A 25,571-nucleotide genomic window follows, 5' to 3' on the forward strand; every position below is an offset into this window, starting at 1 on the left:
CCGAGGTTCCCGGACCACCCGACCGGTGAGGTGACCCCACCGACGCCACGACTCCGCCCCCCGGTGGAGTCGATACTGGCTGTCTCTACCTGGTGAGACGACAGACCTCGTCGTTCATTACGCGACTTCTGAGATTTCTTTTTTGAGACCCCGTGGCGGCCGTGACGAGATCCGGTTCCAAATTGGGGTGGCCAGTCTGGGAAATTCGGGAGAGAATGAAAAACACGCGTGATGCGGACCGCTTTCACGCGTCTCTTCATGTGAGAGGGCCATTCCCACTCACGACAGATGGATGACTGTGCCTTACGACAACACCTCCAACGACGGCGAGGCGATCGCCGACGCCGACCTCGTCCTGCGCACCCGCTCGGGAGATACCGAGGCGTTCGGCGAACTCTGGCGACGCCACTACCCCGCCGGAATGTCCGTCGCCCGCTCCGTCACGTCATCCATCGACCCCGATGACCTGGTGCAGGAGTCGTACACCCGCATCTACCAGGCGATCATCAAGGGCGCAGGCCCCAACGGCTCGTTCCGCGCCTACCTGTTCACCAGCATCCGCAACACGGCCGCGGCGTGGGGACGCTCGCGGCGCGAGACGGCGATCGATGAGCTCGATACCGTCGCCGATCCCGACAGCAGCGAACAGGCCGCGAATGAGGCCCTTGATCGCAGCCTCACCGCTCAGGCATTCCGCAGCCTGCCATCGCGCTGGCAGGAGGTGCTCTGGTACACCGAGATCGAGCAGATGAAGCCGCAGGAGGTGGCACCTCTCCTCGGCATGAAGTCGGGCGCGGTGTCGCAGCTAGCCTTCCGTGCTCGTGAAGGCCTCCGTGAAGCATGGATCCAAGCGCACCTGCGCAGCGCGGCGCCCGGTTCCGACTGCCAGTGGAGCATCGAACATCTCGGTGCCTACTCGCGCGGCAACCTGGGCAACCGGGATCACAAACGACTGGAGCAGCACCTCGACGAGTGCGCGCGGTGCATCATCGTCGCTGCCGAGGCGAAAGACGTCTCCACGCGCCTCGCGCTGGTCCTCCTTCCCCTCGTCCTCGGCGTCGCCGGTTCCACCGGCTACCTGGCCTCTCTGCAGGGCAGCACACCGGCGGTCGCGTTGGCTGCAATGCCGTCGAGCATCTTCGAAGGCGCAGTCGTCGTCGGCACCGGCGCTGCGGCGGCCGGCACGGCCGGCGGCTCGGCCGCGGGCGGTTCAGCCGCTGGCGGTGGCGCAGCCGGCGGGAGCAGCGGAGGCGTCTTCAGCGGCGTCGGCGCTCTGATCGGCGCCGGTTCCGCTGCGCTCGTAGTGGCCGGCGTCGTCGCCGCCGCGACCACCATCCCCGGACTCGTCGGGGCGGCACCGGCATCGTCGCGACCCAGCGCGGGCGACAGCGACTCGACGTCGATCTCGTCAGAAGTCGGACCCGACGAGACCATGGCGCTCGATGAGCCCATGATCATCGAAGAGCCGGCACCGGTCGAACCGACGCCGGAGCCGACACCGCGTCCGACACCGACCAAGCCCGCAGACTCGAAGCCCGACGAAGGCTCAGCGGTCACGCCGCCCACCGAGGACGCGAAACCGGAACCTCCGGTCACTCCCGAGCCGACTCCGACTCCGACTCCGACTCCGACTCCCGAGCCGACTCCAACTCCGACACCGACTCCCGAGCCGACACCCACTCCGACTCCGACTCCGACTCCGACACCAACCGAGACACCTGGCCTCCCCACCGGGACCCCCGCCATCGGCGCGACCACGGTGACGTGCGTCTGGGAGGACAGCGCGATCTTCGGAACGACGCTGTACTCCGTCGAGGTGCAGGGTGCGCCCGAGGCCACGGTCCAGGGACTGTTCTCGAACCGCCAGGACACCACGTTCACAGCGGAGCTGGATGCCCGCGGTGACGGCGTCGTCGTGCTCGAACCGACGTTCCTGCAGCAACTCACCAATGCCAGGGTCCAGTTCCGGTACGTCTACGGGAATTCCATCGGTCCACTGACCGACGCGGTCCGATTGAGTGAACTGGCTGATCCGGCAGGATCGTGCTCTCCGCTCATCAGTTCCGCCGACGCTTCTTCGACGGACGAATCGCTCGGCGATGACCTCCCATCGAGTCCGGCCGAGGTGATTCCGCCGGCCGCATCGTCGACGCCGGAAGCACCCGCCGAAGAAACACCCGTCACTTCCACACCGGCGGAATCGGACGAGACGGTCGAACCGGCTCCATCGGCTCCACCGGTCGAGCCCGTCGAACAGCCGAGTAATGCGCCGCTTGCACAGAACATCATCGGCACAGTCTTCGAAGTCGCCGATGGCGTGCTGCCTCCGGCCACGGGCCCCGTACCCGCCGAATAGACTGGGGGCATGCCCCAGGATTCCGCACCCGTACCGGGCGTCGATCGTCCCGTCGTCTCCGCTCTCGACATCGTCCGTGTGATCGTCCTGGTGCTCGCCATGGCCTCCCTCGCACTGTGGGGCTTCGCTGCCTGGACACTGCCGTGGAATATCATCTTCGGGATCGGCGCACCCCTCATCGTGCTCCTGGTGTGGGCGCTCTTCCTCTCCCCGCGCCCGGTTCTGCACCTGCACCCCTTCTTGCGCGCCGCGGTCGAGCTGCTCATCTACGCCGGCGTCACTGTCGCGTGGTGGTCGATGGGTCAGGGGCTGATCGGCTCCGCCTTCGCGATCGTCGCGATCGGTGCGGGGCTCGCGGCCGGCCGACGCACCTTGGCGTGAGCACCCGGTCATGAGCCCCCTCGCACAGCTCCAGGCTGCACTCGGCCCCCTCGTCGACACCAGCGAGGAATCCCGCGAGCTCGCCAGAGCCGACCGATCCGGGCATGCCGCCGCCGGGCGGCCCATCGCGGTCGTGCATGCCGAGACGGTCGAGCACGTGCAGCAGACCCTGCGCATCGCGACCGCCACACGCACCGCGGTCGTCGTACGCGGAGCAGGGACAGGGCTCGCGGGTGCCGCGAATGCCGGTGAGGGCGAGATCGTCCTGTCGACTCTTCGCATGACCGCGGTGAAGGAGATCCGACCCGACGACCTTCTCGCCGTCGTCGAGCCCGGCATCCTCAACGCCGACCTCAATGACATCCTCGGCGATCACGGTCTCTGGTGGGCTCCTGATCCCGCCAGCCGGGCCATCTCCACGGTCGGCGGCAACATCGCCACCGGCGCCGGCGGTTTGCTGTGCGCGAAGTACGGTGTGGTTCGCGATGCCGTGCTCGGTGTCGATCTCGTCCTCGCCGACGGCCGTCTGCTGCATCTCGGACATCGCAGCGTGAAGGGTGTGACCGGACTCGACCTGACGTCGCTCGTCATCGGGTCCGAGGGCACGCTCGGCGTCGTCGTCGGCGCCACTCTGAAGCTCCGGCGCCTCGTCGAGGGCACGACGTGCACGGTGACGGCCGCTTTCCCCGGTGTCGTCCCCGCCGCGGCATCATCGGCGGCGGTCACCGCCGCGGGAATCCAGCCGGCGATCATGGAACTGATGGATGCCGCCTGTGTCGCCGCGGTGTTCCGATACCTCTCCCTGCCGGAGCCCGCAGCGGGCACGGCACAGCTCACCATCCAGACCGATGGCCCTGCCGCCGTCGCAGATGCAGAGGCCATCGCGAAGATCCTCCACGACCATGGCGGCCACGTCTCCGTCTCGCACGATCACGAGGAGGGCGAGCGCCTGCTCGCGATCCGCCGTGCCATGCACCCGGCGATGGCGGCACTCGGTACGACCCTGATCGAGGACGTCTCCGTGCCGCGCAGCGCCATGCCGGCGATGTTCCATGAGATCGCCCGCATCGAGAAGGCCTACGGCGTGGTCATCCCGACGGTCGCTCACGCGGGAGACGGCAACCTGCACCCGAACTTCATCTTCGAAGGCACGGACGTGCCCGACCTCATCTGGGCAGCAGCCGACGAGTTGTTCCGCGCTGCGCTCGCTCTCGGCGGCACCCTCACCGGCGAGCACGGCATCGGCGTGCTCAAGCAGCGCTGGCTGGCCGACGAGCTGGGCGAGGACCAGTGGGAGCTGCAGCGGCAGATCACCCGGGTGTTCGATCCCCTCGGCATCCTGAACCCGGGCAAGGTGTTCCCCGCCGATGCCTGACATCCACGTCAGCGCCGCGGTGATCGTCGACGACCACGACCGCGTGCTCGTCGTCCGCAAACACGGCACCACCCGGTTCATGCAGCCCGGCGGCAAGCCGGAGCCCGGCGAGACGGCCGCGCAGACGCTCATCCGAGAACTCGACGAAGAACTCGGGGTTCAATTGGTCGAGAGCGAGCTGCGACCGCTGGGCACTTTCATCTCCGACGCCGCGAACGAGCCGGGTCACCGGGTCATCGCCGCGGCCTTCGCCGCCACGATCGATCCGACCGCGGTCACCGTGCAGGCCGAGCTGGCAGAGCTCCGCTGGATCACCCACGCCGAGGTGCCGACGCTGCCCCTGGCTCCGCTCAGCCTCGAGCATCTGCTGCCGCTCGCCTGGCCTGGGCGCGCCTTCGGTTGACGTCGCCCGACGTCGAACTCAGAGACCCTGCCAGGCCGGCTTGTTCGCGTATGTGTACCGGTAGTAGTCGGCGAGCTTGAGGCGGGATGCCGCTGCCTCGTCGACGACGATCGTCGCGTGCGGGTGCAGCTGGACGGCGGATCCGGGAAGGAATGCGGTGAGCGGACCTTCGACGGCATCCGCGACCGCCTGCGCCTTCCCGGCGCCGAACGCGAGCAGGACCAGGTGGCGCGCGCGAAGGATCGTGCCGAGCCCCTGAGTGATGCAGTGCCTCGGCACATCATCGACGGAATCGAAGAAGCGCGCGTTGTCCGCACGGGTCTGCTCGGTGAGCGTCTTCACCCGGGTCTGCGAAGCGAAGGATGACCCCGGCTCGTTGAACCCGATGTGCCCGTCGGTGCCGATACCGAGGATCTGCAGATCGACGCCTCCCGCAGCTGCGATCGCCGCCTCGTAGTCGGCGCCGGCGCGCTCGATGCTCGCGGCCGCACCATTGGGAACATGGATGCGCCGCGGGTCGAGCCCGAGCGGTTCGACGACTTCGCGCGTGATCACGGAGCGGTAGCTCTCCGGGTGAGCAGGGTCGAGACCGACGTACTCGTCGAGCGCGAAACCGCGCACCTGCGAGACATCGTGATCGGCGAGCCGCGAGCGCAGCGCCTGGTACACGGTGAGCGGTGTCGATCCGGTCGCGAGCCCGAGCACCGCATCGGGGCGGGAGTCGATGAGCTCGACGATCTCCTGCGCGACCAGGGCGCCAGCGGCTTCCGCGTTCTCGACAATGACGACTTCAGCCATGGGCCATGATCTCTTTCTCTGGGACGGATGCGCCGATCACCGCGGCGCCGAACGCCGCGGCGGGGGAACCGGCGGCGAGCAGTTCGATTCTCGCGTCCAGGTGGAGCGAGTTCATGAACGCCGAGGTCTCAGCCTCGGCGCGGAGCGCGGCGCGGATGCCGTCTTCGAGCCGTGCGCCGAGCGAGGTGATTCCGCCGCCGATGATGACCTTCTCCACATCGGCGGACAGCACCAGCACGCGGACCGCGGCCGCGGCACCGTGGATGAGGTCGGCCTTGAGGGCCACCGCGTCTGCATCGCCGGTCTCAGCGGCGTCGAAGATGTCGCGGACCGGCAGCGCACCGGGACGCCCCCATGCGCGGGCGAGCGCGCCGCCACCGCAGAAGGTCTCGATGCAGCCCCGCTGGCCGCAACCGCAGAGTCTGCCCCGGGGATCGACCGAGATGTGCCCGACTTCGCCCGCCGTGCCCGTGGCGCCTCGCCAGATGCGACCCTCGACGACGATCCCTGCTGCGACCCCGGTACCGAGGTTGAGGTAGGCCATCGAACCAGTGACACCGCGCAGGACCGCCGCCCCCAGCGCCGCGGCCTTCACGTCGTTCTCCACTCGGAACGGGATGCCCATCGCATCCTGCGCACGTGCGGCGAGGTCCAGCGATTCGACGCCGAGATTCACGGCATGCAGGACACGGCCGGAACCGGCGTCGACGAGCCCGGGGATGCCGACACCCACCGAACGGACGTCGTCCATCGGAAAGCCGACCTCGTCAGCGAGTGCCCGGACGGTCTCGATGATGCCGGAGAGGACGGCTTCCTCGCCCCAGCCAGTGGGGCGGCGCAGACGGCCGAGGATGTCTCCGGCCGGCGAGATGGCGACGGCATCGATCTTCGTGCCGCCGACATCCAGGCCCACGCGAATCTGCCGACCGTCGAGGTCGGCGATGTCAGCACCCTTCATCGGATGAAGCTCCTGGTCGTCATCGGGGTGGTCGGGCTCGAGGCGAGGATCACGAGACTCCCAGCTGGCTGGAGAGCACCATCACTGCGGCGCCGCGAAGTACGATGTCGGCCTGGTCGGTGAGCCGCACCGCGACATCTTCGAAGACCCCCTCCAGCGTCCTGGCGTGCAGAGTCTCGATAGCGGCGTCGGTGAGGATGCCGTCGAGCAGTTCGGCAGGACCGGAGAGCACGACCTCGGACAGGTCGAGGGCGGCGACGATGGGGGCGATGGCGATGGCCATCCGGGTTCCGGCGTCGCGGAGGATGTCGTCACGAGCCTCTGGGTTCTCGGCGATGGCGGCGCCGAGGCGGCTGACGCTGAGCCAGGCCTCGAGGCATCCGTCCTTGCCGCACGCGCACCGAGGTCCTCCGTCGGTTCCCACGACGACGTGACCGATCTCCCCCGCCGCGTATCGGCTGCCGAGCAACGGCTGGCTGCCGGTGATGAGACCGGCACCGACGCCTTTGCCGATCTTGATGAGCATGAAGTCGGCTTTGGCGTCACCGAAGGTGTACTCGGCGAGCACGGCGGCGTTCGCGTCGTTGCGCGCAAGGACCGGGAGCCCGAGATCGACGCCGAGCTTCGCTTCGAGCGGGAAATTCGTCCAGCCGAGGTTCGGTGAACTCAGGACGAGTCCGTCCGGTCGGACCACACCCGGCGTGCCGATGCCGACGCCGAGCAGGGGGCGGTTCGACGCCTCGACCAGGCTCCTGGCGAGCGCGAGCGTGGCGGCGTACGCCTCGTCGCCGTCCGGCGACTCCGGGCGCGGCACCTCCCGGCGCTCGATCACCTCGCCGTCGAGGCTGAGCACAGCTCCGACGAATGCGCTCGGACCGGAGAGGTCGATGCCGATGATCTGGTGACCCGCGCGGTCGATGTCGATGAGGATCGGAGGCTTACCCGGACCCACGATCGCGCGCACCCCCATCTCGATGATGATGCCGTCGGCGACGAACTCGGCCACCAGATCGGAGATGGTGACCCTGGTCAATCCGGTCTCGCGGGAGAGATCTGCGCGGCTCATCGCCCCGGCGTGAAAGAGCGTCTGCAGGACGAGAGCGCGATTGTGCCCTCTGGCGTGCTCGGGCAGCACCTTGGAGCGCGAGCGCAGGTGTCGGCCCGGGCCGAAGGCGTGCGTGTTCGCACCGGCGTAATCAGACGACGATGTGGGACGCTGCTCATCCAATGCGGACATGTTTGTTAGTAGACCTTACGAACTGGATTTACGCAACCCCAGGCCCGCTGCTCGCGGGGAGGGTTATCGAAACGTTACCTGACTTCCCGAGGTGCTCATCATATGGGTGCTCGCGCTCCTCGAGGGTGCGGACGAGCCCGGCGACGATCTCCTCACGAGCGGCGATGGTGAGCGGCTTCCCCGGCACTCCAGGGCGCCGCTGATCCGGGGTCGGACCGTCCAGCGGGCGGTACGCCACACCGGTTGCGGCCAGGCGGCGCAGGTGCACCTCCAGGCGGCGCACGAAGTCCTCGAAAGCGCCGGGCTCACCCCCGTCCCACAGTCGTTCGGCCGTGGCGGCCAGGCGCGGGAACGTCGCGAAGTCGACCCGATCGCGCGTGGGCAGATGCTCGGTCCAGACGTTCGCCTGACCGCCGATCGCCCCTTCCTCCACGCGCAGAGAATAGGCCCGCTCGATCGTCAGAGGCGGCCCGACGCGAATCGGCTCTTCCTCGGAGTCGGACTGGGGATAGTCGAGGTACACCTCGAGGTCCGGGCAGGCGATCACCGGGATGCCGCGGCGCAGCGACTCCCGCATCGCGACCGGTCCACGCCACGCGAGGATCCGCACACCGTCCGGCACATCACCCTCCAGCACCTCATCCCAGGCAAGGGCGGTGCGGCCGCGGCTCTGCACATGGGCGACGAAGTGCGCGGTGAACCACGGCTGGATCTCGTGCGGCGAGGTGAAGCCGAGCTGCTGCATCCGCTCCGCTGCCGCGGGGCTCTGCTGCCACTCGGTCACCGGCACCTCGTCGCCGCCGATCCCGATCCACTCCGCGTCGAAGAGGTCGCACAGCGCGTCGATCGCCGCCCGACCGAAGGCCAATGATGCCTCGGTCGGCGCGAGAGTGCGCGGGTTGACGCCGAACCGCTCCCACGGGCTCGTGACGGGCTCAGCGGCGTCGAGGTTGCCCAGTTCCGGATAGGCGGCGAGCGCGGCCTGAACATGCCCTGGTAGCTCCACCTCGGGCACCAGCGTGACGAAACGCTCGGCGGCGTAGGCCACGAGATCGCGCAGCTCGGTGTCGGTGTAGAACCCCTCGTGCACGCCGGGCTCCACCGTCGCCTGGGGACCGTGCCCGCGCTGGGTCGCACTGCGGCGAGCGCCAACCTCGGTCAGGCGCGGGAAGCCTGGAACCTCGAACCGCCACCCCTGGTCGTCGCTGAGATGCAGGTGGAGCACGTTCAGGTGGTGGTCGGCGAGAAGGTCGATGAGTCGGCGGATGTCGGCGGGCGGCCGGAAGTGGCGCGCGACGTCGAGCATCACTCCGCGCCATCCGTAAGCCGGGGCTCCCTCCCACACCCCTGCCGGGATGCGCGCGTCGACGCTCTCCGGCGGGCGCAGCTGACGAAGCACGGTGGCGCCGCGGAAGATCCCGGCGGCTGTCGCGCCTCTGATCTCGACACCGTCAGCAGCAACGGAGAGGCGGAATGCCTCCTCGCCGATCCGACCGTCCGCGAACGGTGCCGCGGTGAGCTCATCGTCGAGGACGAGGGTGATCGCCGGCTCGGTGCCGGCCGCGGCCGCGAGCGCAGCGCCGAGCTTCGTCACGATGCTCGCCCATTCCGGTGCCGCGACGACGGGGGTCTGCGACGTCCATGCGAAGCCCTCGGCCGCTTCGTCGATGGTGGTGCTGACTCGGGGCAGGGTCGCCCGATGCGCCGGCGGGGGCATCCGGAGGGCGCGTCCTGGCGTCGCGCCCGTGGCAGCACCGCGCGCGACGACCGCGACTCCCCCGATGAGCACGTCCACGATGCCCATGGGCGGCGCGTGCGGGTCGTCGAAGGTCGCGCCCGCCCCGACGGTCTCCGGGTCGAAGAGCACGAGGTCGGCGGTGGCGCCGACACGGATCACACCACGAGGTGCGTCACCGCGATGCAACCCCAGGCGCTCGGCCGGGGTGCCGGCGAGATGCCGCACGGCCTCCTCCAGCGTGAGTATGCCGAGGTCGCGGACGTAGTGACCGAGATAACGAGGGAACGTCCCGCGCCCGCGCGGATGCGGGCGGGCACCGATCAGGATGCCGTCGCTGCCCCCGGTGTGGCGCGGGTGGCGCATGATCGCCCTGACGTTGTCCTCGTCGCCGATGTGCATGAGGATGCTCGTCGCCCCGGCGTCCGCCACGATCGTGTCGAGAACGACATCGACGGCACGCTGCCTGCTGTCCTCGGCGATCTCGGCGATCGTCCGTCCGACGTGACCGGCGAGTGCGGGGTTCGCGGTGCCGGCGATCTGGATGCTGCTCCAGTCGGCCCTTTCGCCGTGGAAGCCGTCGCATCCGATGTCTTCCAGCCCGACGCGCACCTCCTCACGGGCATCGGCATCGAGCCCGGCGATCGTCGCCACGAGATCTCCGCCCTCCGCGAGCCGACTCGGCAGCAGCGACGCGAGCGTCGTCGACCCCGGCAGATACGGATAGGTATCCAGGGTCACGTCGACGCCGTCCGCGATCGCCTCGTCGACGAGTGCGAGCAAATCGGCCGCACGGCCGCGGTTCGGGGCGAAGTTCATGGTCGCGTGGGTGAGGTGGATCGGGCAACCGGTGCGCCGACCGATGTCGAGCACTTCCCGGTAGGCAGACAGCGCAGCCGCGCCGTAGCTGCGGGTGTGCGGCGCCCAGTAGCCGCCGCGTTCGGCGACCACCCGGCAGAGCGCCTCGAGCTCGGCGGTGTCCGCGTACATTCCCGGCGTGTAGGTGAGACCGCTGGACATCCCGAACGCGCCGGCATCGAGCGCTTTTCCGAGGAGCTCGGCCATCGCGTCCAGCTCCGCGGGAGTCGCCGGGCGGTTCTCATGACCGACGACCATCATGCGCAGGTTTCCCTGTGGGACGAGCACCGCCGCGTTGCCGACCGTCGCGTGATCGATGTCGGCGAGGAAGTCGCCCATGGATCGCCACGGCACAGAATCCACCGGTCCGTTCCAGCCTGCGATCTGGCCCGGGATGATCGCGGCCGAGGCGTCGTCGAGCGGAGCGTAGCCGAGTCCGTCCTGACCGAGGACCTCGGTCGTGACTCCCTGCAGGATCTTCGCGTCGTGCGCGGCGCCGGTCAGCACGGCGAGGTCGCTGTGGGCGTGCATGTCGATGAATCCGGGCGCAAGAGCGAGGCCGGTGGCGTCGACCTCGACGGCCCCCGCGGGCAGCTCGAGCACATCGGCGTCCGATGACGTCGCGAGCGGCAGCACCGCGACGATCCTGGCACCCTCGACGGCGACGTCGGCCGGATACCGCGAGGCACCGGTGCCGTCGACGACGGTGGCTCCCCGATACACCCGCACGCGTCCGGCCGCGGCCTGCTCTGCACTCAGAAGCACGTCGCCACCGCCCCGATGACGCGCGGATCGGCGGCATCCGGATCATCGATCACGGCGACCACCCGCCACTTGTCGAACGCCGTGCACGGATGCGAGAGTCCGAGCCTGACCATCTCACCGACGTGCACGGATGCCTCCGGCGCGAGGCTGAGGAAGGCGTGCTGATCGTTGAGCGCCGTGATGCGGCCGGCCACCGACTGCGGCACCGGCAGATCGATGTCGAAGGGCACATCGCGACGACCGGCATCCAGCAGCGCGAGCCCCGGCTCCGGCTGCGAGACCACGCGCGCCCAGGCGTGCATCGCCGAGCGCAGCGGCTCCGTGCCGACGAGCGGGCCGAACGGAGACATCCTCGCGTAGAAGCCGTCGTCGTGGATCTGGAAGGCCCCCGAGCGCAGCACCACATCGGCACCCTCACCGAGCGGGGCCAGCACGGCTGCCGCCCGATCCGGGAAGGAGCTGCCGCCCGCGGTGAGCACCGGCCGATATCCCTCCGGGTATTCGAGGCGCCGGTGCAGTTCGACGAGAGTCTGCAGATACGCGTCGACCGCGGCCACGGAGGCGGCGCTGCGATCGGGGCCGAACGGGCCTTCATACCCGGCGACACCGGCCAGACGCAGTCCGGGGGCGGCGGTGATCGCAGCGGCGATCCGCTCCCCCTCGGCGACGGTGCGCGCTCCGGTGCGCCCGCCCATCCCGCCGAGTTCGACGAGCACGTCGAGGGGACGGGTGAGGTCACTTGTCGCGTCCGCGATGATGCCGACGGTGCTGAGCGAGTCTGCCCAGCACAGGATGCGCAACTGCGGATTCGCCTCGAGCAGCGCCCCGAGTCGCTGCACCGCGGCCCGGTCCACGACCGCGTTGGCGATCAGCACAGTGGGCACGCCGGCGTCGACGGCGACCTCGGCCTGCCACGGCGTTGCCACCGAGATTCCCCAGGCTCCGGCATCGAGCAACCGCTGCCAGAGCGCGGGCGCCATCGTCGTCTTTCCGTGCGGGGCGAGGAGGACGCCCTGATCTGCCGCCCACGAGAACACGGTCGCCTCGTTGTGCGCCATCGCCGATTCCTGAACGGTGAGCACGGGTGTCACCAGGTCGGAGAGGTGCAGACCCGCGCCCGCGACCTCGGAGAGGCGCATCCCGGCGGCTCGCGCCGGAAAGCCCTTCGTCCAGGCGCCGAGAACAGGGTTCGGAATTTGTAGAGGCATCTAACAACGCTACTAGGCTGGCGGCATGACTGCGAAGATCCGAGTTTCCACCGACGCCGCCCCTGCTCCCGCGCACACCTTCTCGCAGGGCGTCCGCAAGGGCCCGATCGTGCAGATCTCCGGTCAAGGGCCCGTCGATCCGGTGACGAACGAATACCTCTTCCCCGGCGACGTCGCTGCGCAGACCACCCGCACGCTGGAGAACGTCAAGGCGATCGTCGAGGCATCCGGTGCCACGTTCGACGACGTCGTGATGCTGCGCGTCTACCTCACCACGCGTGAGGATTTCCCGATCATGAACGAGGCTTACGGAGCCTTCGTCACCGCCCACTGCCCGAGCGGTGTGCTCCCGTCGCGCACGACCGTGATGACGGGACTCCCGCGCGAGGAGATGCTGGTCGAGATCGACGGTCTCGCCGTCATCGACTGACCGCGACGGCCGCAGCCGCCGCACGCCCCACCTTTATCTTTCCGTTACCTGCGATCCCGTATCATAGGGCGTTAGGACACGTTAGTGAACCGGGGGGTGATGTGCGTGACCGATGTGGTTTCTGCGTCCAAGGCGACGACCGACGCACACGATGAGGCTCCCGCTGCGACCGAGGTGCTCGCGCCGATCGATGGCGCGCCTGCGGAGGGCGGCACGCCGCCGCTCGCCTGGGCACCCGTCGAGCCGAAGCCGAAGAAGAAGCGGCTCGGTCTCTGGATCGGCCTCGGGCTCGGCGTCCTCGCGCTGGGCGCCGGTGCGGCTTCGGCCATCCTGATCGCCCCGGGCACGACGGTCGCCGGCATTCCCGTGGGCTGGTTGACGCCCGGCGCCGCCGCAGACGCCATCACCTCGCACCTCGCCGACACCGAAGTGACGCTCACCGGAGCCGGTGACGACACCGTTCTGACCGGTGCCGACCTCGGGGCGAGCATCGACGCCGCGGCCATGGCCGACAAGGCGTTCGCCGAGCACCCGATGTGGAATCTGGGGGCGTGGATGGGTGAACCCGTCGCCGCCGAGATCTCCCTCGATCCGGAGACTGCGGATAGAGCGCTCCGCGCTGCCGTTCCGACGAGCTTCGATGACCCGGTCAACGCCGGTGTGGTGTTCGACGCCGCGAGCGGAACATTCGTGATCGTTCCCGGCGAGGACGGCACCGCGATCGACGTCGACGATCTGACTGCTGCCATCGCCGACGCGGTCGCCGACGGCGGCAAGACCCTGGAGTTCCCCGGCGGTCCGGCCGAAGCCCTCCCCGCCGTCACGGACGACGATGCCACCACGACCGCCGGCACCCTGAACACGATGCTCGGCACCGTCGGCTTCTACGTCGGCGCCGAGCGCACCGTTCCGGTCGCGCCTGCCGTCGCCGCAAGCTGGTTGACGGTCGTCGACGACGATGGCCAGTTGCGCATCGACGCCGACCCGCAGACGATCCAGGCGACGATCGACACCCTCCCAGGTCTCGTGAACCGTGCGCCGACGAACGCCACGAAGGTCGTCGACTCCGACGGCAACGTGCTGCGCGAGGAGACGGCCGGTGTCAACGGCCGCACGCTCGGCGACACCTCCGATGCGGCAGACGATTTTGCTGCGCAACTCGAAGCCGGCGAAGGCGTCTTCGAGCTCGAGGTCGCCGAGGTCCCGTTCGAGACGACCAACCTGGTCCGGCACATCGACGTCAACCTCAGCTCGCAGCGCGCAACGCTGTACGAGAACGGCGCGGTCGTGGAGTCCTGGCTGATCTCGTCCGGCCTGGACGCGACGCCCACTCCGACCGGCAACTTCACCGTGTTCGCACACACCGAGATCCAGGACATGGTCGGCGAGGACTACGTCACCAAGGATGTCCAGTGGAACACCTGGTTCGCGACGGACATCGCCTTCCATGGCGCCTATTGGCACAACAACTTCGGCAACCAGATGAGTCACGGTTGCGTGAACATGCCCGTGTCGGTCGCGAAGTACGTCTTCGACTGGGCACCCGTCGGAGTCAGCGTCGCCGTCCACTGGTAACCGCGTACCACAGCGGGGGGCGATCCTCCGAAGTGCTCACGCAGAAGGGGCCGGATGCTTTTCAGCATCCGGCCCCTTCTGCGTTCTCGGACTACGCGATCGCGTCGACGATGCCGTTCAGCGTCGCCGACGGGCGCATCACCGCGGTGACCCGCGCGTCGTCGGGGCGGTAGTAGCCGCCGATCTCGACGGGCTTGCCCTGCACGGCGATCAGCTCGGCGACGATCTTCTCCTCGTCAGCCGCCAATGCCGCCGCGACCGGGGCGAACGCCGCGGCCAGTTCGGCATCCTTGGTCTGCGCCGCCAGTTCCTGCGCCCAGTACAGGCCCAGGTAGAAGTGGCTGCCGCGGTTGTCGATCGTGCCCAGAGCACGGCCGGGTGAACGGTCTTCCTCGAGGAAGGTGCCGGTCGCGGCATCCAGCGTCTCGGCCAGCACGCGCGCCTTCTCGTTGCCGGTCGTGTCGGCGAAGTGCTCGAGTGAGGCCGCCAGCGCGAAGAACTCGCCCAGCGAGTCCCAGCGCAGGTAGTTCTCCTCGACGAGCTGCTGCACGTGCTTGGGCGCGGATCCGCCTGCACCGGTCTCGAACAGGCCACCACCGGCGAGCAGCGGGACGATGCTCAGCATCTTCGCCGACGTGCCGACCTCGAGGATCGGGAACAGGTCGGTGAGGTAGTCACGCAGCACGTTGCCGGAGACCGAGATGGTGTCGAGGCCGTGGCGCATACGCGCGAGCGTGTAGCGGGTGGCCTCCTCGGGAGCGAGGATCGTGAGCGTGAGGCCGTGCGTGTCGAGCAGCGCCAGGCCCTGGTGCACCTTCGCGATGATCTGCGCATCGTGCGAGCGGTTGGCATCCAGCCAGAACACGGCAGGGTCCCCGGTCGCCCTGGCGCGCGTCACAGCGAGCTTGACCCAGTCCATCACGGCGATGTGCTTCGTCTGCGTGGCACGCCAGACGTCGCCTGCTTCGACCTCGTGCTCGATGAGGACCGTGCCCTCGCCGTCGCGGATCTGCACCCGGCCGGCGGACGCGATCTCGAACGTCTTGTCGTGGCTGCCGTACTCTTCTGCGGCCTGCGCCATGAGCCCGACGTTCGGCACGGTGCCGATGGTCGCCGGATCCAGCGGGCCGTTCGCGATGACGTCGTCGAGCACGGCCTGGTAGACGCCGGCATACGAGGAGTCGGGGATGACCGCGAGGGTGTCACCCTCGCCGCCGTCCACGCCCCACAGCTTGCCGCCGTTGCGCACCAGCGCCGGCATCGAGGCGTCGACGATCACGTCGCTCGGAACGTGCAGGTTGGTGGTGCCCTTGTCGGAGTTCACATACGACAGGCGCGGACCCTCTGCGAGGGCCTTGTCGAACGCGGCCGCGATCTCCGCACCGTTGGCGACGCCGGCCAGACCGGCCAGGATCGACCCGAGGCCGTCGTTGGCGCTGAGGCCGGCGTCGGCGAGCTGGTCGCCGTACTGTGCGAACACATCCGCGAAGAACGCCTTCACGACGTGGCCGAAGATGATCGGGTCGCTGACCTTCATCATCGTGGCCTTCAGGTGCACCGAGTAGAGCACATCGTCGGCTTTCGCCGTCTGCAGCGTCTCGGCGAGGAACGCGTCGAGGTGCCGTGCAGACATGAAGGTGGCGTCGATGATCTCCCGCGGGAGCACCTTCAGGCCCTCCTTCAGCACGGTCTCCGTGCCGTCGGCCGCGATGTGACGGATGCTGAGCACGTCGTCGTGGGCGGCGACCCAGGACTTCTCGTTCGACTTGAAGTCGTCGTGACCCATGGTCGCGACGCGGGTCTTCGACCCCTCGGCGAACGGCTTGTTGCGGTGCGGGTGCTTCTTGGCGTACTTCTTCACGGCGAGCGGCGCGCGTCGGTCGCTGTTGCCCTCGCGCAGCACCGGGTTGACCGCCGAGCCTTTGAGGCGGTCGTAGCGTGCACGGACGTCCTTCTCCTCGAGCGTCGTCGGCTCGTCCGGGAAGCTCGGGATGTCATATCCCTGCTGCTGGAGTTCGGCGATGGCCGCCTTCAGCTGCGGGATGGATGCCGAGATGTTCGGCAGCTTGATGATGTTCGCCTCGGGGAGCGTGGCGAGGCCGCCGAGCTCGGCGAGTGCATCGCTGACCTGCTGCTCTGGCGCCAGCTTCTGCGGGAACGCCGCGAGGATACGACCTCCCAGCGAGATGTCACGGGTTTCGACCTCGATGCCCGCCTGGCCGGTGAAGGCCTGGACGATGGGGAGGAAGGAGGCAGTGGCGAGAGCCGGCGCCTCGTCGGTGTAGGTGTAGATGATGGCGTCGTCGGTCACCTGGTGGTTCTCCGTTCGCGAGGGCAAAATTGTCTCGATACCAAGATACCTGAGCCGTTGTCGCGCTCGTAATGTGCGGCGTTTGCGTGTGCACGTCGTCGGTAGGGGTTAGCCTGGGAGCATGTCCGAACTGCGCATGGTCGAACTCTCCGCTGCGACGATCGTCGCCGTGAACAACCTGTCGCTCAAGCCCGGACAGGAGCAGTTCCTCGCTCCGGTGTCCTACGGGATCGCAGCGACCGTCATCAACCCGCAGACCTCCTGGCAGCGCGTCGTCCTCGACCGCAACGAGGTCGTCGGCTTCGTGAGTGCGAACTTCGACCCGGATGCTCCCGAGGAGCACTTCCGCTCGGTGCTGTGGCGCATCAACGTCGACGCCGACGACCAGGGCCGTGGCGTCGGGCGCTTCGCCGTGGAGAGCCTGATCGAAGAGGCCCGCGAGCGCGGCGTCGCTCATGTCAACGTGATCTACGAAGCCGGCGACGGCGGCCCTGAGGCATTCTTCCACCGCGTCGGCTTCACGCCGGTGGGAGAGACCGAGTACGGCGAGGTCATCGCCGAGATCCGTCTCGCGAACTAGACCGGCGGCGGGGTCTCGGATCCCCTCCCCCACCGAGACCTCGTCGCCTTCCTTCGCGCCCGAGCGATGGATGGCCGCACGACCGGAGTGGCGCGGATCGACCGGAGTCAGTCCTGCTTGCCTGGGCGGTCGCGACCGGTCCAGGCAGCGAGGGCGGACGCCGCAGCACCGGCCGCACGGTCGAGAGCCTCGGCCGAGCGGCTGAGCACGTCCTGAGCGGCGTCCTGCCAACCGGGCGTCGCCGGCGCCTCGCCGGCCTGCACCTTCGCGGCGTGTTCAGCCACGTCGAAGGCGCGCTCGAGGTCGGCCACCGCATCCCGATACGCGGCGAACGCGGTCGGAGTGACCTTTCCGGTGGCGCCGCGGCGGAGTTCGCTCGCGTGTCCGGCCGCGCGCAGGTACGCTGCCGTCGCCGGCCGCTTGATGTCCGTCATCGCCGGGTACGCGATCTGCCGTGCCGTGTCGGTTTCGTACTGCATCCATCGCGCCGTCACCGCATCGTGCGCGGCGTGCAGGCGCTCCAGCGGACGAGGAGCGGATGCCGTGGGGATCGCCGCGCGTGCGGCAGCGAGCCGGGCCTGCCGTGCGCGCAACTCGGCCGCGGCGGTCTTGGCATCGCGCTCCTTCTCTCGCAGCATCCGCTTTGCGCTGGCGACCTGCTCCGGCGTGGCCCGCTGCGCTGCTCGCTGGGCTGTGACGTGAGCGAGATCGGCCCGAGCGACCTTGACCGCCGAGCGCCCCTCGGCAGCGGTCTGCTTTGCGATCTTCAGGTCGTGGCGCGCGGCATCGTAGGCGAGGCGACGACCGCCGGAGCCGCCCCGGCGACGCAAGCCGATCACGCCGACGGCTCCCGCTCCGGCGACTGTCGGCGCAATCCACCACCACTGGGTGAGCAGCAGCAAAGGATCCATGACTCGATGCTACCCACGAGCCGCACGGGGTTCGACGTCGGGCTCTGCCAGCGGATCCGCCAGCAGCGGCGCGAACGCGAGTTCCGCGGCGCCGATGAGCAATCGGTCATCTCCCAGCGCTGCAGGAAGGATCCTCACGTCGTCGGCCGGGTCGGCCATCGCATGCACGCGCATCGCCGCGTCGAGCGCATCCGCGTCCGCCGACAGGAGCATGCTCAGGAATCCGCCGAGCACGATCATCGACGGGTTGAGCACGTTGACGGCGCTGGCGAGAGTGGACGCGAGGACACGACGTTGGCGGGAGAGCTCGCCGATCACGGCGTCGTCGGTCGCCGCAGCCAGCGCTTCCGCGAGGATCAGGTCGTCGGCGGCCGCGATGCCGAGCACGTCCAGCAGACGCGCTCTGGATACCTCGTCCTCGAGCACCCCGTCGCGGCTGCGCCGGTCGGCCGGATCCGCGATCACGGCCTTGTTCTGCCCCCATTCCCCCGCGTACCCTCCCGCTCCGCCGACCAGTCGACCGCCGATGATGAGCCCGCCGCCGATGCCGCTCGCCCCGCCGTTGAGATAGACGACGTCGTCGTTTCCGACGGCCGCACCGAAGAGATGCTCCGCCTTGGCCCCGAGACTCGCGTCGTTGCCGACGGCGACGGGCAGACCGGTCGCCGCCTGAACCAGGGTGCCGATCGATGCTTCCCGCCAGCCGAGGTGCGGCGCGTACCGCACCACCGCGTCGGTCGCGCGGACGAGGCCGGGCACGGCCACGCCCACACCGACGACGCGGAGGCCCGACAGCTCACGGTTCCGCCACTCATCGAGAATGCGCGCCACGGAACTCGCCGTATCCTCGGGGGTGATCAGGCGGTCGACGACTTCGCGTGCCCGAACGCGGACGAGTCCGTTCAAGCCGACGGCCGCCATCTCGATCGCGTCGATCTCGGGGTTGACCGCGATCGCCACGACGTCGTCACTCGCAGCGACCACGGGTGAGGGTCGACCGGCGCGTCGTGTCGGGTCGGGTTCGCGTTCGACGGCCAGACCGGCATCGACCAGGGTGCTGACGAGATCTGCGATGGTGGAGCGGTTCAGGCCGGTGGCCACCGTGAGCCGCGCGCGCGACTGCGGTCCGCCTTCATGCACCAGTCGCAGCACCTCACCGAGGTTGCGTCGACGCACGCCCTCCACGCTTCTCGCGCCGTCTGCCACGGATGCCCCTCCCACCGGTTGCCTGTTCGGCCGGCCCGTTCAGCCTATCCTCGACCCCCGATCGCGACGGGCTGGACAAGGAGTCAAGTGTGACATAAGTTGTTGTTGCCAACTTATCCCATCTTCCGCTGGAGCATCCCATGACAACCCCCACCCGCGACGACAAGTTCTCCTTCGGCCTGTGGACCGTCGGCTACAACGGTGCCGATCCCTTCGGCGGCCCGACCCGACCGGCGCTCGACGTCGTGCACGCCGTCGAGAAGCTCGCCGAACTCGGTGCCTACGGCCTGACGTTCCACGATGACGACCTGTTCGCCTTCGGGTCGACCGATGCCGAGCGGCAGACCCAGATCGACCGCTTGAAGGGGGCGCTGGCCGACACCGGTCTGATCGTTCCGATGGTGACCACCAACCTGTTCAGCGCCCCAGTCTTCAAGGACGGCGGCTTCACCTCGAACGACCGCGACGTGCGCCGCTTCGCCCTGCGCAAGGTCTTCCGCCAGCTCGACCTCGGCGCCGAGCTCGGGGCGAAGACCTTCGTGATGTGGGGCGGTCGCGAAGGCGCGGAGTACGACTCCGCCAAGGACGTGCGTGCCGCCCTCGAGCGCTACCGTGAGGCCGTCAACCTCCTCGGCGATTACGTCACCGACAAAGGCTACGACATCCGTTTCGCGATCGAGCCGAAGCCGAACGAGCCTCGAGGCGACATCCTGCTTCCGACGCTCGGACACGCGATCGCGTTCATCGACTCGCTCGAGCGCCCCGAGCTGGTCGGCGTGAACCCCGAAGTCGGTCACGAGCAGATGGCTGGGCTCAACTTCACCGCGGGCATCGCGCAGGCGCTGTTCCACGGCAAGCTCTTCCACATCGACCTCAACGGCCAGCGGGGCATCAAGTACGACCAGGACCTCGTCTTCGGCCACGGAGATCTGCACAACGCCTTCTCGCTCGTCGACCTTCTCGAGAACGGCGGACCCGGCGGTGTGCCCGCCTATGACGGCCCCCGTCACTTCGACTACAAGCCTTCGCGCACCGAAGACGAGAAGGGTGTCTGGGACTCGGCCGCCGCGAACATGCGCACGTACCTGTTGCTCAAGGAACGTGCGGCCGCATTCCGCGCCGACCCCGAGGTGCAGGAGGCTCTCGCCGCGGCCCGTGTCGACGAGCTGTCCGTGCCCACACTCGCCCCCGGAGAGTCGTACGACGACTTCCTCGCCGACCGCACCGCCTACGAGGACTTCGACCCCGCGACGTACTTCGGAGGCAAGGGGTTCGGGTTCGTCCGTCTGCAGCAGCTCGCGACCGAGCACCTCCTCGGCGCCCGCTGAGTCCGGCGATGGCACTCGTTCTCGGGGTCGACTCCTCGACCCAGTCCTGCAAGGTCGTCATCGTCGATTCCGAGACGGGTGCCGTCGTGCGCTCCGGCAGGGCCAGCCACCCCGATGGCACGTCCGTCGACCCCGAGGCGTGGTGGACGGCACTCCAGTCGGCGATCGCGGAGGCCGGAGGTCTTGAAGACATCGCGGCCTGGTCGATCGGCAGCCAGCAGCACGGCATGGTAGTGCTGGATGCCGACGGCACCGTGATCCGCGATGCCCTGCTGTGGAACGACACCCGCTCTGCGGGAGCCGCAGCAGACCTGATCGCCGAGTTCGGCGCGCCGACGCTGGCCGCGCGAACGGGCCTCGTCCCCGTGGCGTCGTTCACGATCACCAAGCTGCGCTGGCTGCGTGACAACGAGCCCGACAACGCGAAGCGTGTCGCCGCTGTCGCGCTTCCGCACGACTGGCTGACGTGGCGTCTGCGCGGCTTCGGCCCAGCGAACCCGGTGCTGGCCGAGCTCGTCACCGACCGATCCGACGCCTCGGGCACCGGATACTGGAACCCGGCGACGGGCGAGTACGACCGCGAGCTGCTGGTGGCCGCGCTCGGCCACGATGCCGTGCTGCCCCGAGTCTTGGCTGCCGATGACGCCGTCGCCGATGCGGACGGTCGTCCGGTCGGTCCCGGCGCCGGCGACAATGCGGCTGCCGCACTGGGGCTGGATACTCGGCCTGGCGACGTCGTGGTCTCGATCGGGACCTCGGGGACGGTGTTCGCGATCAGCACGGAGCGCGTCGAGGACCCGACCGGCACGGTGGCCGGCTTCGCCGATGCCTCCGGGCGATTCCTTCCCCTCGTGGCGACGTTGAACGCGGCCCGAGTCCTCGATGCCACCGCAGCTCTCCTCGGAGTGTCGCTCGAGGAGTTCAGCGACCTCGCCCTGCGCGCATCACCGGGGGCGGGCGGGCTCAGCCTGCTGCCCTACTTCGAGGGCGAGCGCACCCCGAATCTGCCTGATGCGACGGCCTCGCTCTCCGGCATGACCCTGGCATCGACGACCCGCCCCAATCTGGCGCGGGCAGCCGTGGAGGGGATGCTGCGCGGACTCGGCGCGGGACTCGACGCACTGCGCGACCTCGGCATCCCTCTTGAGCGCGCTCTGCTCATCGGGGGTGGGGCACAATCCGAGGCAGTGCGAAAGATCGCTCCCGAAGTGCTCGGCCTTCCGGTCGAGGTGCCGGAGATCGCGGAGTACGTGGCCCTCGGCGCCGCCCGCCAGGCCGCGCGACTGACCGCGCGCGCCTAGCCCGGCATAGACGACAGGCCCGCACGATTCCTCGTGCGGGCCTGTCGTCTGTGCGGCTTCAGACCAGGGTCTCCTGCCACGCCGCGTGCAGCTGCGCGAACTTTCCGGTGCCGCCGATGAGAGCCGCAGGTGTGTCGTCCTCGATGATCCGCCCGTGCTCCATCACCAACACCCGGTCGGCGATGGCGACTGTCGACAGGCGGTGCGCGATGATGATCGCCGTCCGGTCGGCGAGCAGCGTCTGCAGCGCATCCTGGATCAACCGCTCAGACGGAATGTCCAGCGATGCCGTCGCCTCGTCGAGGATCAGCACTGCCGGGTCGGCGAGGAAGGCGCGTGCGAACGAGATCAGCTGACGCTGCCCCGCCGACACCCGACCGCCGCGCTTGTTCACGTCGGTGCTGTACCCATCCGGAAGCGAGGAGATGAACTCATCCGCACCGACCGCGCGCGCGGCCGTCCGGATCTCGTCGAGCGTGGCATCCGGCTTGCCCAGTGCGATGTTGTCGGCGACCGTCCCGCTGAACAGGTAGGCCTCCTGGGTGACCATCACGATCGCGCGACGCAGGTCCTTCGGATGCAGCTTCCGCAGGTCCACGCCATCGAGGGTGACACTGCCCAACGTCGGGTCGTAGAACCGCGAGATGAGCTTCGCCAGCGTCGACTTGCCCGCGCCCGTGGTGCCCACCAGCGCGATCGTCTGCCCAGCGGGGATGTCGAGCGAGAAGTCCGGCAGGATCGTCTTCTCGCCGTTGTAGCCGAACGTGACGTCCTCGAAGCGGATCGCGCCGCGCGATTCCCACAGGTCGACCGGCTTCTCGGGGTCCGGCACCGTCGGCTGCTCGTCGAGCACCCCGGACACCTTCTCCAGCGCTGCCGTCGCCGACTGGTAGGAGTTCAGGAACATCGCGATCTCCTGCATCGGCGCGAAGAAGTTCCGCACGTACAGCACAGCCGACAGCAGCACTCCGACGGTGAGCGCACCCGTGGAGACACGGATGCCACCCCAGAGCACGACCATGCCGAGGGTGAGCGCCGCGACGCCCATCAGCCCCGGTTCGAAGGTGCCGAAGAGCAGCATCGAACGTCGGTTGATGTCGCGGTAGTCGCCGGCGACCTTCTGGAAGGTGACATCGTTGCGGGGCTCCTTGCGGAACGCCTTCACGGCGCGGATGCCCGTCATCGTCTCGACGAACTGCACGATCACCTTGGCGCTGATCACACGGGATTCCCGGTAGACGAGCTGCGAGCGCGAGTAGAACCAGCGCATCAGCATCATCAACGGGATACCGGCGAGCGCGAGGATCACGCCCGACTGCCAGTCCCAGACGACGAGGGCGATGAAGGTGAACGCGCCGAAGAGCACGCCCGAGACGAGGTTGTTCAGGCCGCCGTCCAGGAGCTCTCGGATCGAATCGAGGTCGCTGGTCTGCCGCGAGATGATGCGACCGGACGTGTACGACTCGTGGAACTCGAGGCTCAATCGCTGCGTGTGCAGGAAGATGCGCTTGCGCAGATCCAGCAGCACCGCCTGAGTGATCCTGGCAGCGATCATGACGTACCAGGCGATGAGCACGGCAGCGGCCGCACCTGCGAACAGGTACACGAAACCGATGACGAAGGTCGGCATCCAGTCCGCACGCTCGATCACCGCCGGCAGCGCCTGGTCGAGTCCGATACTGATCAGGATCGGACCTGCCACCTGCAACGCCGTCGAGATGACGAGCACGGCAGCGGCGAGGACGACCTGCGGTCGCAGCGGCCGGATCAACGACCCCAGCAGGCGCAGCGACCGCTGGCGGATCGCCTTGCTCTCCTCGCGGGTGTAGTTCGAACGGTCCTCGTTCTGTGTTCCGGTGATTGCGGAGCTCATGCCTGCACCTCCTCTTCGATGGTCAGTTCTTCTTCGGGCAGATCATCCTCTTCGGATGCATCGGCCTCGTCTCGGATGATCGGGATGGCACCGGTGCGTGCGGCCTCCTCCGCCTCGAGGCTGGAGATCACGTGCCGGTAGTGGGAACTGGACCGCAGCAGTTCGGAGTGCGTGCCGACCGCGGTGACCTTTCCTCGTTCGAGCAGCGCGACCCGATCGGCGAGCGCCACCGTCGACGGGCGGTGCGCGACGACCAGCGCCGTTGTCTCGGCGAGGACGTGCCGCAGGGCTTCCTCGACGAGCGCCTCGGTGTCGACGTCCAGCGCGGAGAGAGGATCGTCGAGCACGAGCACCCGCGGGTTCGCCGCGACAGCGCGAGCGAGGGCGAGACGCTGACGCTGTCCGCCGGAGAGGCTGAGCCCCTCCTCGCCGATGATCGTCTCCACGCCCTCAGGGAGTGCGTCGACGAAACCTGCCTGGGCGACATCCAGCGCCTCGCGCAACACGCGTTCGGCCTCTTCGCTGTGCACGTCGAGCTCGGCCCGGCCGAGCAGCACGTTCTCCCGCACGGATGCCGAGAACAAGGTCGCATCCTCGAAAGCCATCGCGATGTGCTGACGCAGCTCGGCGAGTGTCAGGTCGCGCACGTCCACGCCGTCGAGCGTGACGCGCCCGCCGGTGACGTCGTAGAGGCGAGCCGGGAGCGTCGTCAGCGTCGTCTTGCCGCTGCCGGTGAGGCCGACGAGCGCCATCGTCTCGCCCGGACGCAGCACCAGGTCGATGCCGTCGAGCAGGTCGCGCTCGTGAGCTCCCGCATCCTGATACCGGAAGTGCGCGTTCTCGAACACCAGCTCACCACGGGGGTTCGCGATGTGCACCGGGTTCTCCGGGTCGGTGATCGAGTTCGTCTCGGAGAAGATGTCGAAGACGCGGTCGGTTGCCGTGCGGGCGTCGAGCATGAACGAGAACAGGAAGCCGATCGACTCGATCGGCCAGCGCAGCACCGTCGCCATCGCGAAGAACGCGAACAGCTCGGGGAGATCGATGGCGCCCTGCGAGATCAGCCAGATGCCCGTCATCAGGCTGAGACCGAACGCGATCTGCGGCATCAGGTCGAGCCAGAACCAGATCGAGGCGATGGCCCCGGCCTTGCTCATCTCGGTCTCGCGGAGCGTCTCGGCCTGACGGCTGAAGCGACTGAGCGCGTGCTTGCCGCGTCCGAACGCCTTCAGCACCCGGATGCCGTGCACGCTCTCTTCGACGCTGGTCGCGAGGTCGCCGGCCTGGTCCTGGCTGCGTCGCGTGAGCGCGCCGTAGCGCTTCTCGAACAGGTAACCCCGGATCCAGAGCGGAATCGCCGTGACGAGGAAGATCGTTCCCAGCAACCAGTGCCAGCGGAACAGCAGCACGGCGCCGATGATGATCGTGAGCACGTTCACGACCAGCAGCACCAGGCCGAACGCCAACCAGCGGCGGATCAGACCGATGTCCTGCATCATGCGGCTGAGCAGCTGCCCTGACTGCCAGCGGTCGTGGAACGACACGGGCAGCGTCTGCAGCCGAGAGTAGAGGTCGGTCCGCATGCGGTACTCGACCTCGGTCGCCGGGTTCAGCACGAACCAGCGGCGCAGCCAGATCATGGCCGCTTCTCCGATGGCGAGGGCGAAGACCGCCACAGCGCCCCACGCGATGGCGCCGATCTCACCGGACTGGACGGGACCGCTGATGATCTGCTCGAGCACGAGCGGGATCATCAACGCGATGACGGCGGCGACGAGTGCGCTGCCGGCACCGCCGACGAGTCGCCAGATGACCGGCTTCACGAACGGCTTGAGCCGCCAGAGTGCGGCGGGTGTGGAGAGGGTGGACGAAGGCGAAGTGTTCTGCGAAGAAGGCGAGGAAGACATGTCTCTCAGACGAGTTTCGTATGGAAAGCGGTTGCTGAAGGGGGCCGGAAGCGGAACGGGCTCTCAGAGCCGGGC

The 25,571-nt window shown here is 68.6% G+C and carries 19 protein-coding genes; 9 read left to right on the plus strand and 10 right to left on the minus strand.

Going from position 1 to position 25,571, the window contains the following annotated elements; genetic code table 11:
• Positions 1-292: 292 nt before the first annotated feature.
• Genes LTA6_RS01070 through LTA6_RS01085 form a run of 4 tightly spaced genes read left to right on the plus strand, consistent with a single transcriptional unit; the run spans position 293 to position 4,515 of the window.
• Positions 293-2,356 carry a sigma-70 family RNA polymerase sigma factor gene (locus LTA6_RS01070; RefSeq protein WP_341975589.1) on the plus strand — a complete coding sequence of 688 codons (2,064 nt, stop codon included), beginning with the start codon at positions 293-295 and terminating at the stop codon, positions 2,354-2,356.
• A gap of 9 nt (positions 2,357-2,365) precedes the next feature.
• On the plus strand, positions 2,366-2,737 hold the full coding sequence (locus tag LTA6_RS01075; RefSeq protein ID WP_341975590.1) for a YrdB family protein: 372 nt from the start codon (positions 2,366-2,368) through the stop codon (positions 2,735-2,737).
• 10 nt (positions 2,738-2,747) lie between these two features.
• Positions 2,748-4,112, plus strand: coding sequence for an FAD-linked oxidase C-terminal domain-containing protein (locus LTA6_RS01080; protein WP_341975591.1), 1,365 nt, complete (start codon positions 2,748-2,750; stop codon positions 4,110-4,112).
• Positions 4,105-4,515 (plus strand): NUDIX domain-containing protein, encoded by a 411-nt coding sequence (locus LTA6_RS01085; protein ID WP_341975592.1) that lies wholly within the window; start codon positions 4,105-4,107, stop codon positions 4,513-4,515. The genes LTA6_RS01080 and LTA6_RS01085 overlap by 8 nt, the downstream gene beginning before the upstream one ends.
• A gap of 18 nt (positions 4,516-4,533) precedes the next feature.
• Here LTA6_RS01085 and nagB read toward each other — a convergent pair whose 3' ends face one another.
• The 5 genes from nagB to LTA6_RS01110 are packed head-to-tail and all read right to left on the minus strand — an operon-like array spanning position 4,534 to position 12,074.
• Positions 4,534-5,313, minus strand: a complete 780-nt coding sequence (nagB, locus tag LTA6_RS01090; protein ID WP_341975593.1) for a glucosamine-6-phosphate deaminase — start codon at positions 5,311-5,313, stop codon at positions 4,534-4,536.
• On the minus strand, positions 5,306-6,271 hold the full coding sequence (locus LTA6_RS01095; protein ID WP_407358437.1) for an ROK family protein: 966 nt from the start codon (positions 6,269-6,271) through the stop codon (positions 5,306-5,308). Before LTA6_RS01095 ends, nagB begins: the two co-directional genes overlap by 8 nt.
• Before the next feature lie 49 nt (positions 6,272-6,320).
• Positions 6,321-7,508 (minus strand): ROK family transcriptional regulator, encoded by a 1,188-nt coding sequence (locus tag LTA6_RS01100; protein WP_341975596.1) that lies wholly within the window; start codon positions 7,506-7,508, stop codon positions 6,321-6,323.
• Positions 7,509-7,536: 28 nt separating this feature from the next.
• Complete coding sequence (locus LTA6_RS01105) at positions 7,537-10,866, minus strand: family 20 glycosylhydrolase (RefSeq protein WP_407358438.1); 3,330 nt, start codon at positions 10,864-10,866, stop codon at positions 7,537-7,539.
• Positions 10,857-12,074 (minus strand): amino acid deaminase, encoded by a 1,218-nt coding sequence (locus LTA6_RS01110; RefSeq protein ID WP_341975598.1) that lies wholly within the window; start codon positions 12,072-12,074, stop codon positions 10,857-10,859. Before LTA6_RS01110 ends, LTA6_RS01105 begins: the two co-directional genes overlap by 10 nt.
• A gap of 25 nt (positions 12,075-12,099) precedes the next feature.
• Here LTA6_RS01110 and LTA6_RS01115 point away from each other — a divergent pair, with 25 nt between their 5' ends.
• Both LTA6_RS01115 and LTA6_RS01120 read left to right on the plus strand, forming a co-directional pair.
• The gene (locus LTA6_RS01115) at positions 12,100-12,504 is read left to right on the plus strand and encodes a RidA family protein (RefSeq protein ID WP_341975599.1); all 405 of its coding nucleotides are present in this window, start codon (positions 12,100-12,102) and stop codon (positions 12,502-12,504) included.
• A gap of 99 nt (positions 12,505-12,603) precedes the next feature.
• Entirely contained in the window at positions 12,604-14,079 is a 1,476-nt protein-coding gene (locus LTA6_RS01120) for a L,D-transpeptidase family protein (protein WP_407358439.1), read from the plus strand.
• A gap of 91 nt (positions 14,080-14,170) precedes the next feature.
• Here the strand turns inward: LTA6_RS01120 and LTA6_RS01125 are convergent, their stop codons facing one another.
• On the minus strand, positions 14,171-16,390 hold the full coding sequence (locus tag LTA6_RS01125) for an NADP-dependent isocitrate dehydrogenase (RefSeq protein WP_407358440.1): 2,220 nt from the start codon (positions 16,388-16,390) through the stop codon (positions 14,171-14,173).
• Between the two features lie 121 nt (positions 16,391-16,511).
• On the opposite strand from LTA6_RS01125, the gene LTA6_RS01130 reads away from it, so the two are divergent.
• On the plus strand, positions 16,512-16,970 hold the full coding sequence (locus tag LTA6_RS01130; protein WP_341975601.1) for a GNAT family N-acetyltransferase: 459 nt from the start codon (positions 16,512-16,514) through the stop codon (positions 16,968-16,970).
• Between the two features lie 107 nt (positions 16,971-17,077).
• On the opposite strand, the gene LTA6_RS01135 is transcribed toward LTA6_RS01130, so the two are convergent.
• Together LTA6_RS01135 and LTA6_RS01140 are read right to left on the minus strand one after the other, a co-directional pair.
• Complete coding sequence (locus LTA6_RS01135; protein ID WP_341975602.1) at positions 17,078-17,881, minus strand: hypothetical protein; 804 nt, start codon at positions 17,879-17,881, stop codon at positions 17,078-17,080.
• Positions 17,882-17,890: 9 nt separating this feature from the next.
• Positions 17,891-19,057, minus strand: coding sequence for an ROK family protein (locus LTA6_RS01140; protein ID WP_407358441.1), 1,167 nt, complete (start codon positions 19,055-19,057; stop codon positions 17,891-17,893).
• Between the two features lie 170 nt (positions 19,058-19,227).
• Between LTA6_RS01140 and xylA the strand changes: the two genes are divergently transcribed.
• Both xylA and xylB read left to right on the plus strand, forming a co-directional pair.
• Positions 19,228-20,415 carry a xylose isomerase gene (gene xylA / locus LTA6_RS01145; RefSeq protein ID WP_363545064.1) on the plus strand — a complete coding sequence of 396 codons (1,188 nt, stop codon included), beginning with the start codon at positions 19,228-19,230 and terminating at the stop codon, positions 20,413-20,415.
• Positions 20,416-20,423: 8 nt separating this feature from the next.
• Positions 20,424-21,716 (plus strand): xylulokinase, encoded by a 1,293-nt coding sequence (xylB, locus tag LTA6_RS01150; RefSeq protein ID WP_341975605.1) that lies wholly within the window; start codon positions 20,424-20,426, stop codon positions 21,714-21,716.
• 58 nt (positions 21,717-21,774) lie between these two features.
• Here the strand turns inward: xylB and LTA6_RS01155 are convergent, their stop codons facing one another.
• Together LTA6_RS01155 and LTA6_RS01160 are read right to left on the minus strand one after the other, a co-directional pair.
• Positions 21,775-23,589, minus strand: a complete 1,815-nt coding sequence (locus LTA6_RS01155) for an ABC transporter ATP-binding protein (protein WP_341975606.1) — start codon at positions 23,587-23,589, stop codon at positions 21,775-21,777.
• The gene (locus LTA6_RS01160) at positions 23,586-25,496 is read right to left on the minus strand and encodes an ABC transporter ATP-binding protein (RefSeq protein ID WP_341975607.1); all 1,911 of its coding nucleotides are present in this window, start codon (positions 25,494-25,496) and stop codon (positions 23,586-23,588) included. The genes LTA6_RS01155 and LTA6_RS01160 overlap by 4 nt, the downstream gene beginning before the upstream one ends.
• Positions 25,497-25,571: the final 75 nt, after the last annotated feature.

It is taken from the genome of Microbacterium sp. LTA6, assembly GCF_045690355.1.
GTDB lineage: Bacteria > Actinomycetota > Actinomycetes > Actinomycetales > Microbacteriaceae > Microbacterium.

Coding starts and splice junctions, on each gene's coding strand:
- LTA6_RS01070 (WP_341975589.1), top strand. CDS start 293: ATGACTGTGCCTTACGACAACACCTCCAACGACGGCGAGGCGATCGCC.
- nagB (WP_341975593.1), bottom strand. CDS start 5,313: ATGGCTGAAGTCGTCATTGTCGAGAACGCGGAAGCCGCTGGCGCCCTG.
- LTA6_RS01115 (WP_341975599.1), top strand. CDS start 12,100: ATGACTGCGAAGATCCGAGTTTCCACCGACGCCGCCCCTGCTCCCGCG.
- LTA6_RS01135 (WP_341975602.1), bottom strand. CDS start 17,881: ATGGATCCTTTGCTGCTGCTCACCCAGTGGTGGTGGATTGCGCCGACA.
- LTA6_RS01085 (WP_341975592.1), top strand. CDS start 4,105: ATGCCTGACATCCACGTCAGCGCCGCGGTGATCGTCGACGACCACGAC.
- xylB (WP_341975605.1), top strand. CDS start 20,424: ATGGCACTCGTTCTCGGGGTCGACTCCTCGACCCAGTCCTGCAAGGTC.
- LTA6_RS01075 (WP_341975590.1), top strand. CDS start 2,366: ATGCCCCAGGATTCCGCACCCGTACCGGGCGTCGATCGTCCCGTCGTC.
- LTA6_RS01160 (WP_341975607.1), bottom strand. CDS start 25,496: ATGTCTTCCTCGCCTTCTTCGCAGAACACTTCGCCTTCGTCCACCCTC.
- LTA6_RS01130 (WP_341975601.1), top strand. CDS start 16,512: ATGTCCGAACTGCGCATGGTCGAACTCTCCGCTGCGACGATCGTCGCC.
- LTA6_RS01080 (WP_341975591.1), top strand. CDS start 2,748: ATGAGCCCCCTCGCACAGCTCCAGGCTGCACTCGGCCCCCTCGTCGAC.
- LTA6_RS01120 (WP_407358439.1), top strand. CDS start 12,604: ATGTGCGTGACCGATGTGGTTTCTGCGTCCAAGGCGACGACCGACGCA.
- LTA6_RS01095 (WP_407358437.1), bottom strand. CDS start 6,271: ATGAAGGGTGCTGACATCGCCGACCTCGACGGTCGGCAGATTCGCGTG.
- LTA6_RS01155 (WP_341975606.1), bottom strand. CDS start 23,589: ATGAGCTCCGCAATCACCGGAACACAGAACGAGGACCGTTCGAACTAC.
- LTA6_RS01110 (WP_341975598.1), bottom strand. CDS start 12,074: ATGCCTCTACAAATTCCGAACCCTGTTCTCGGCGCCTGGACGAAGGGC.
- LTA6_RS01100 (WP_341975596.1), bottom strand. CDS start 7,508: ATGTCCGCATTGGATGAGCAGCGTCCCACATCGTCGTCTGATTACGCC.
- xylA (WP_363545064.1), top strand. CDS start 19,228: ATGACAACCCCCACCCGCGACGACAAGTTCTCCTTCGGCCTGTGGACC.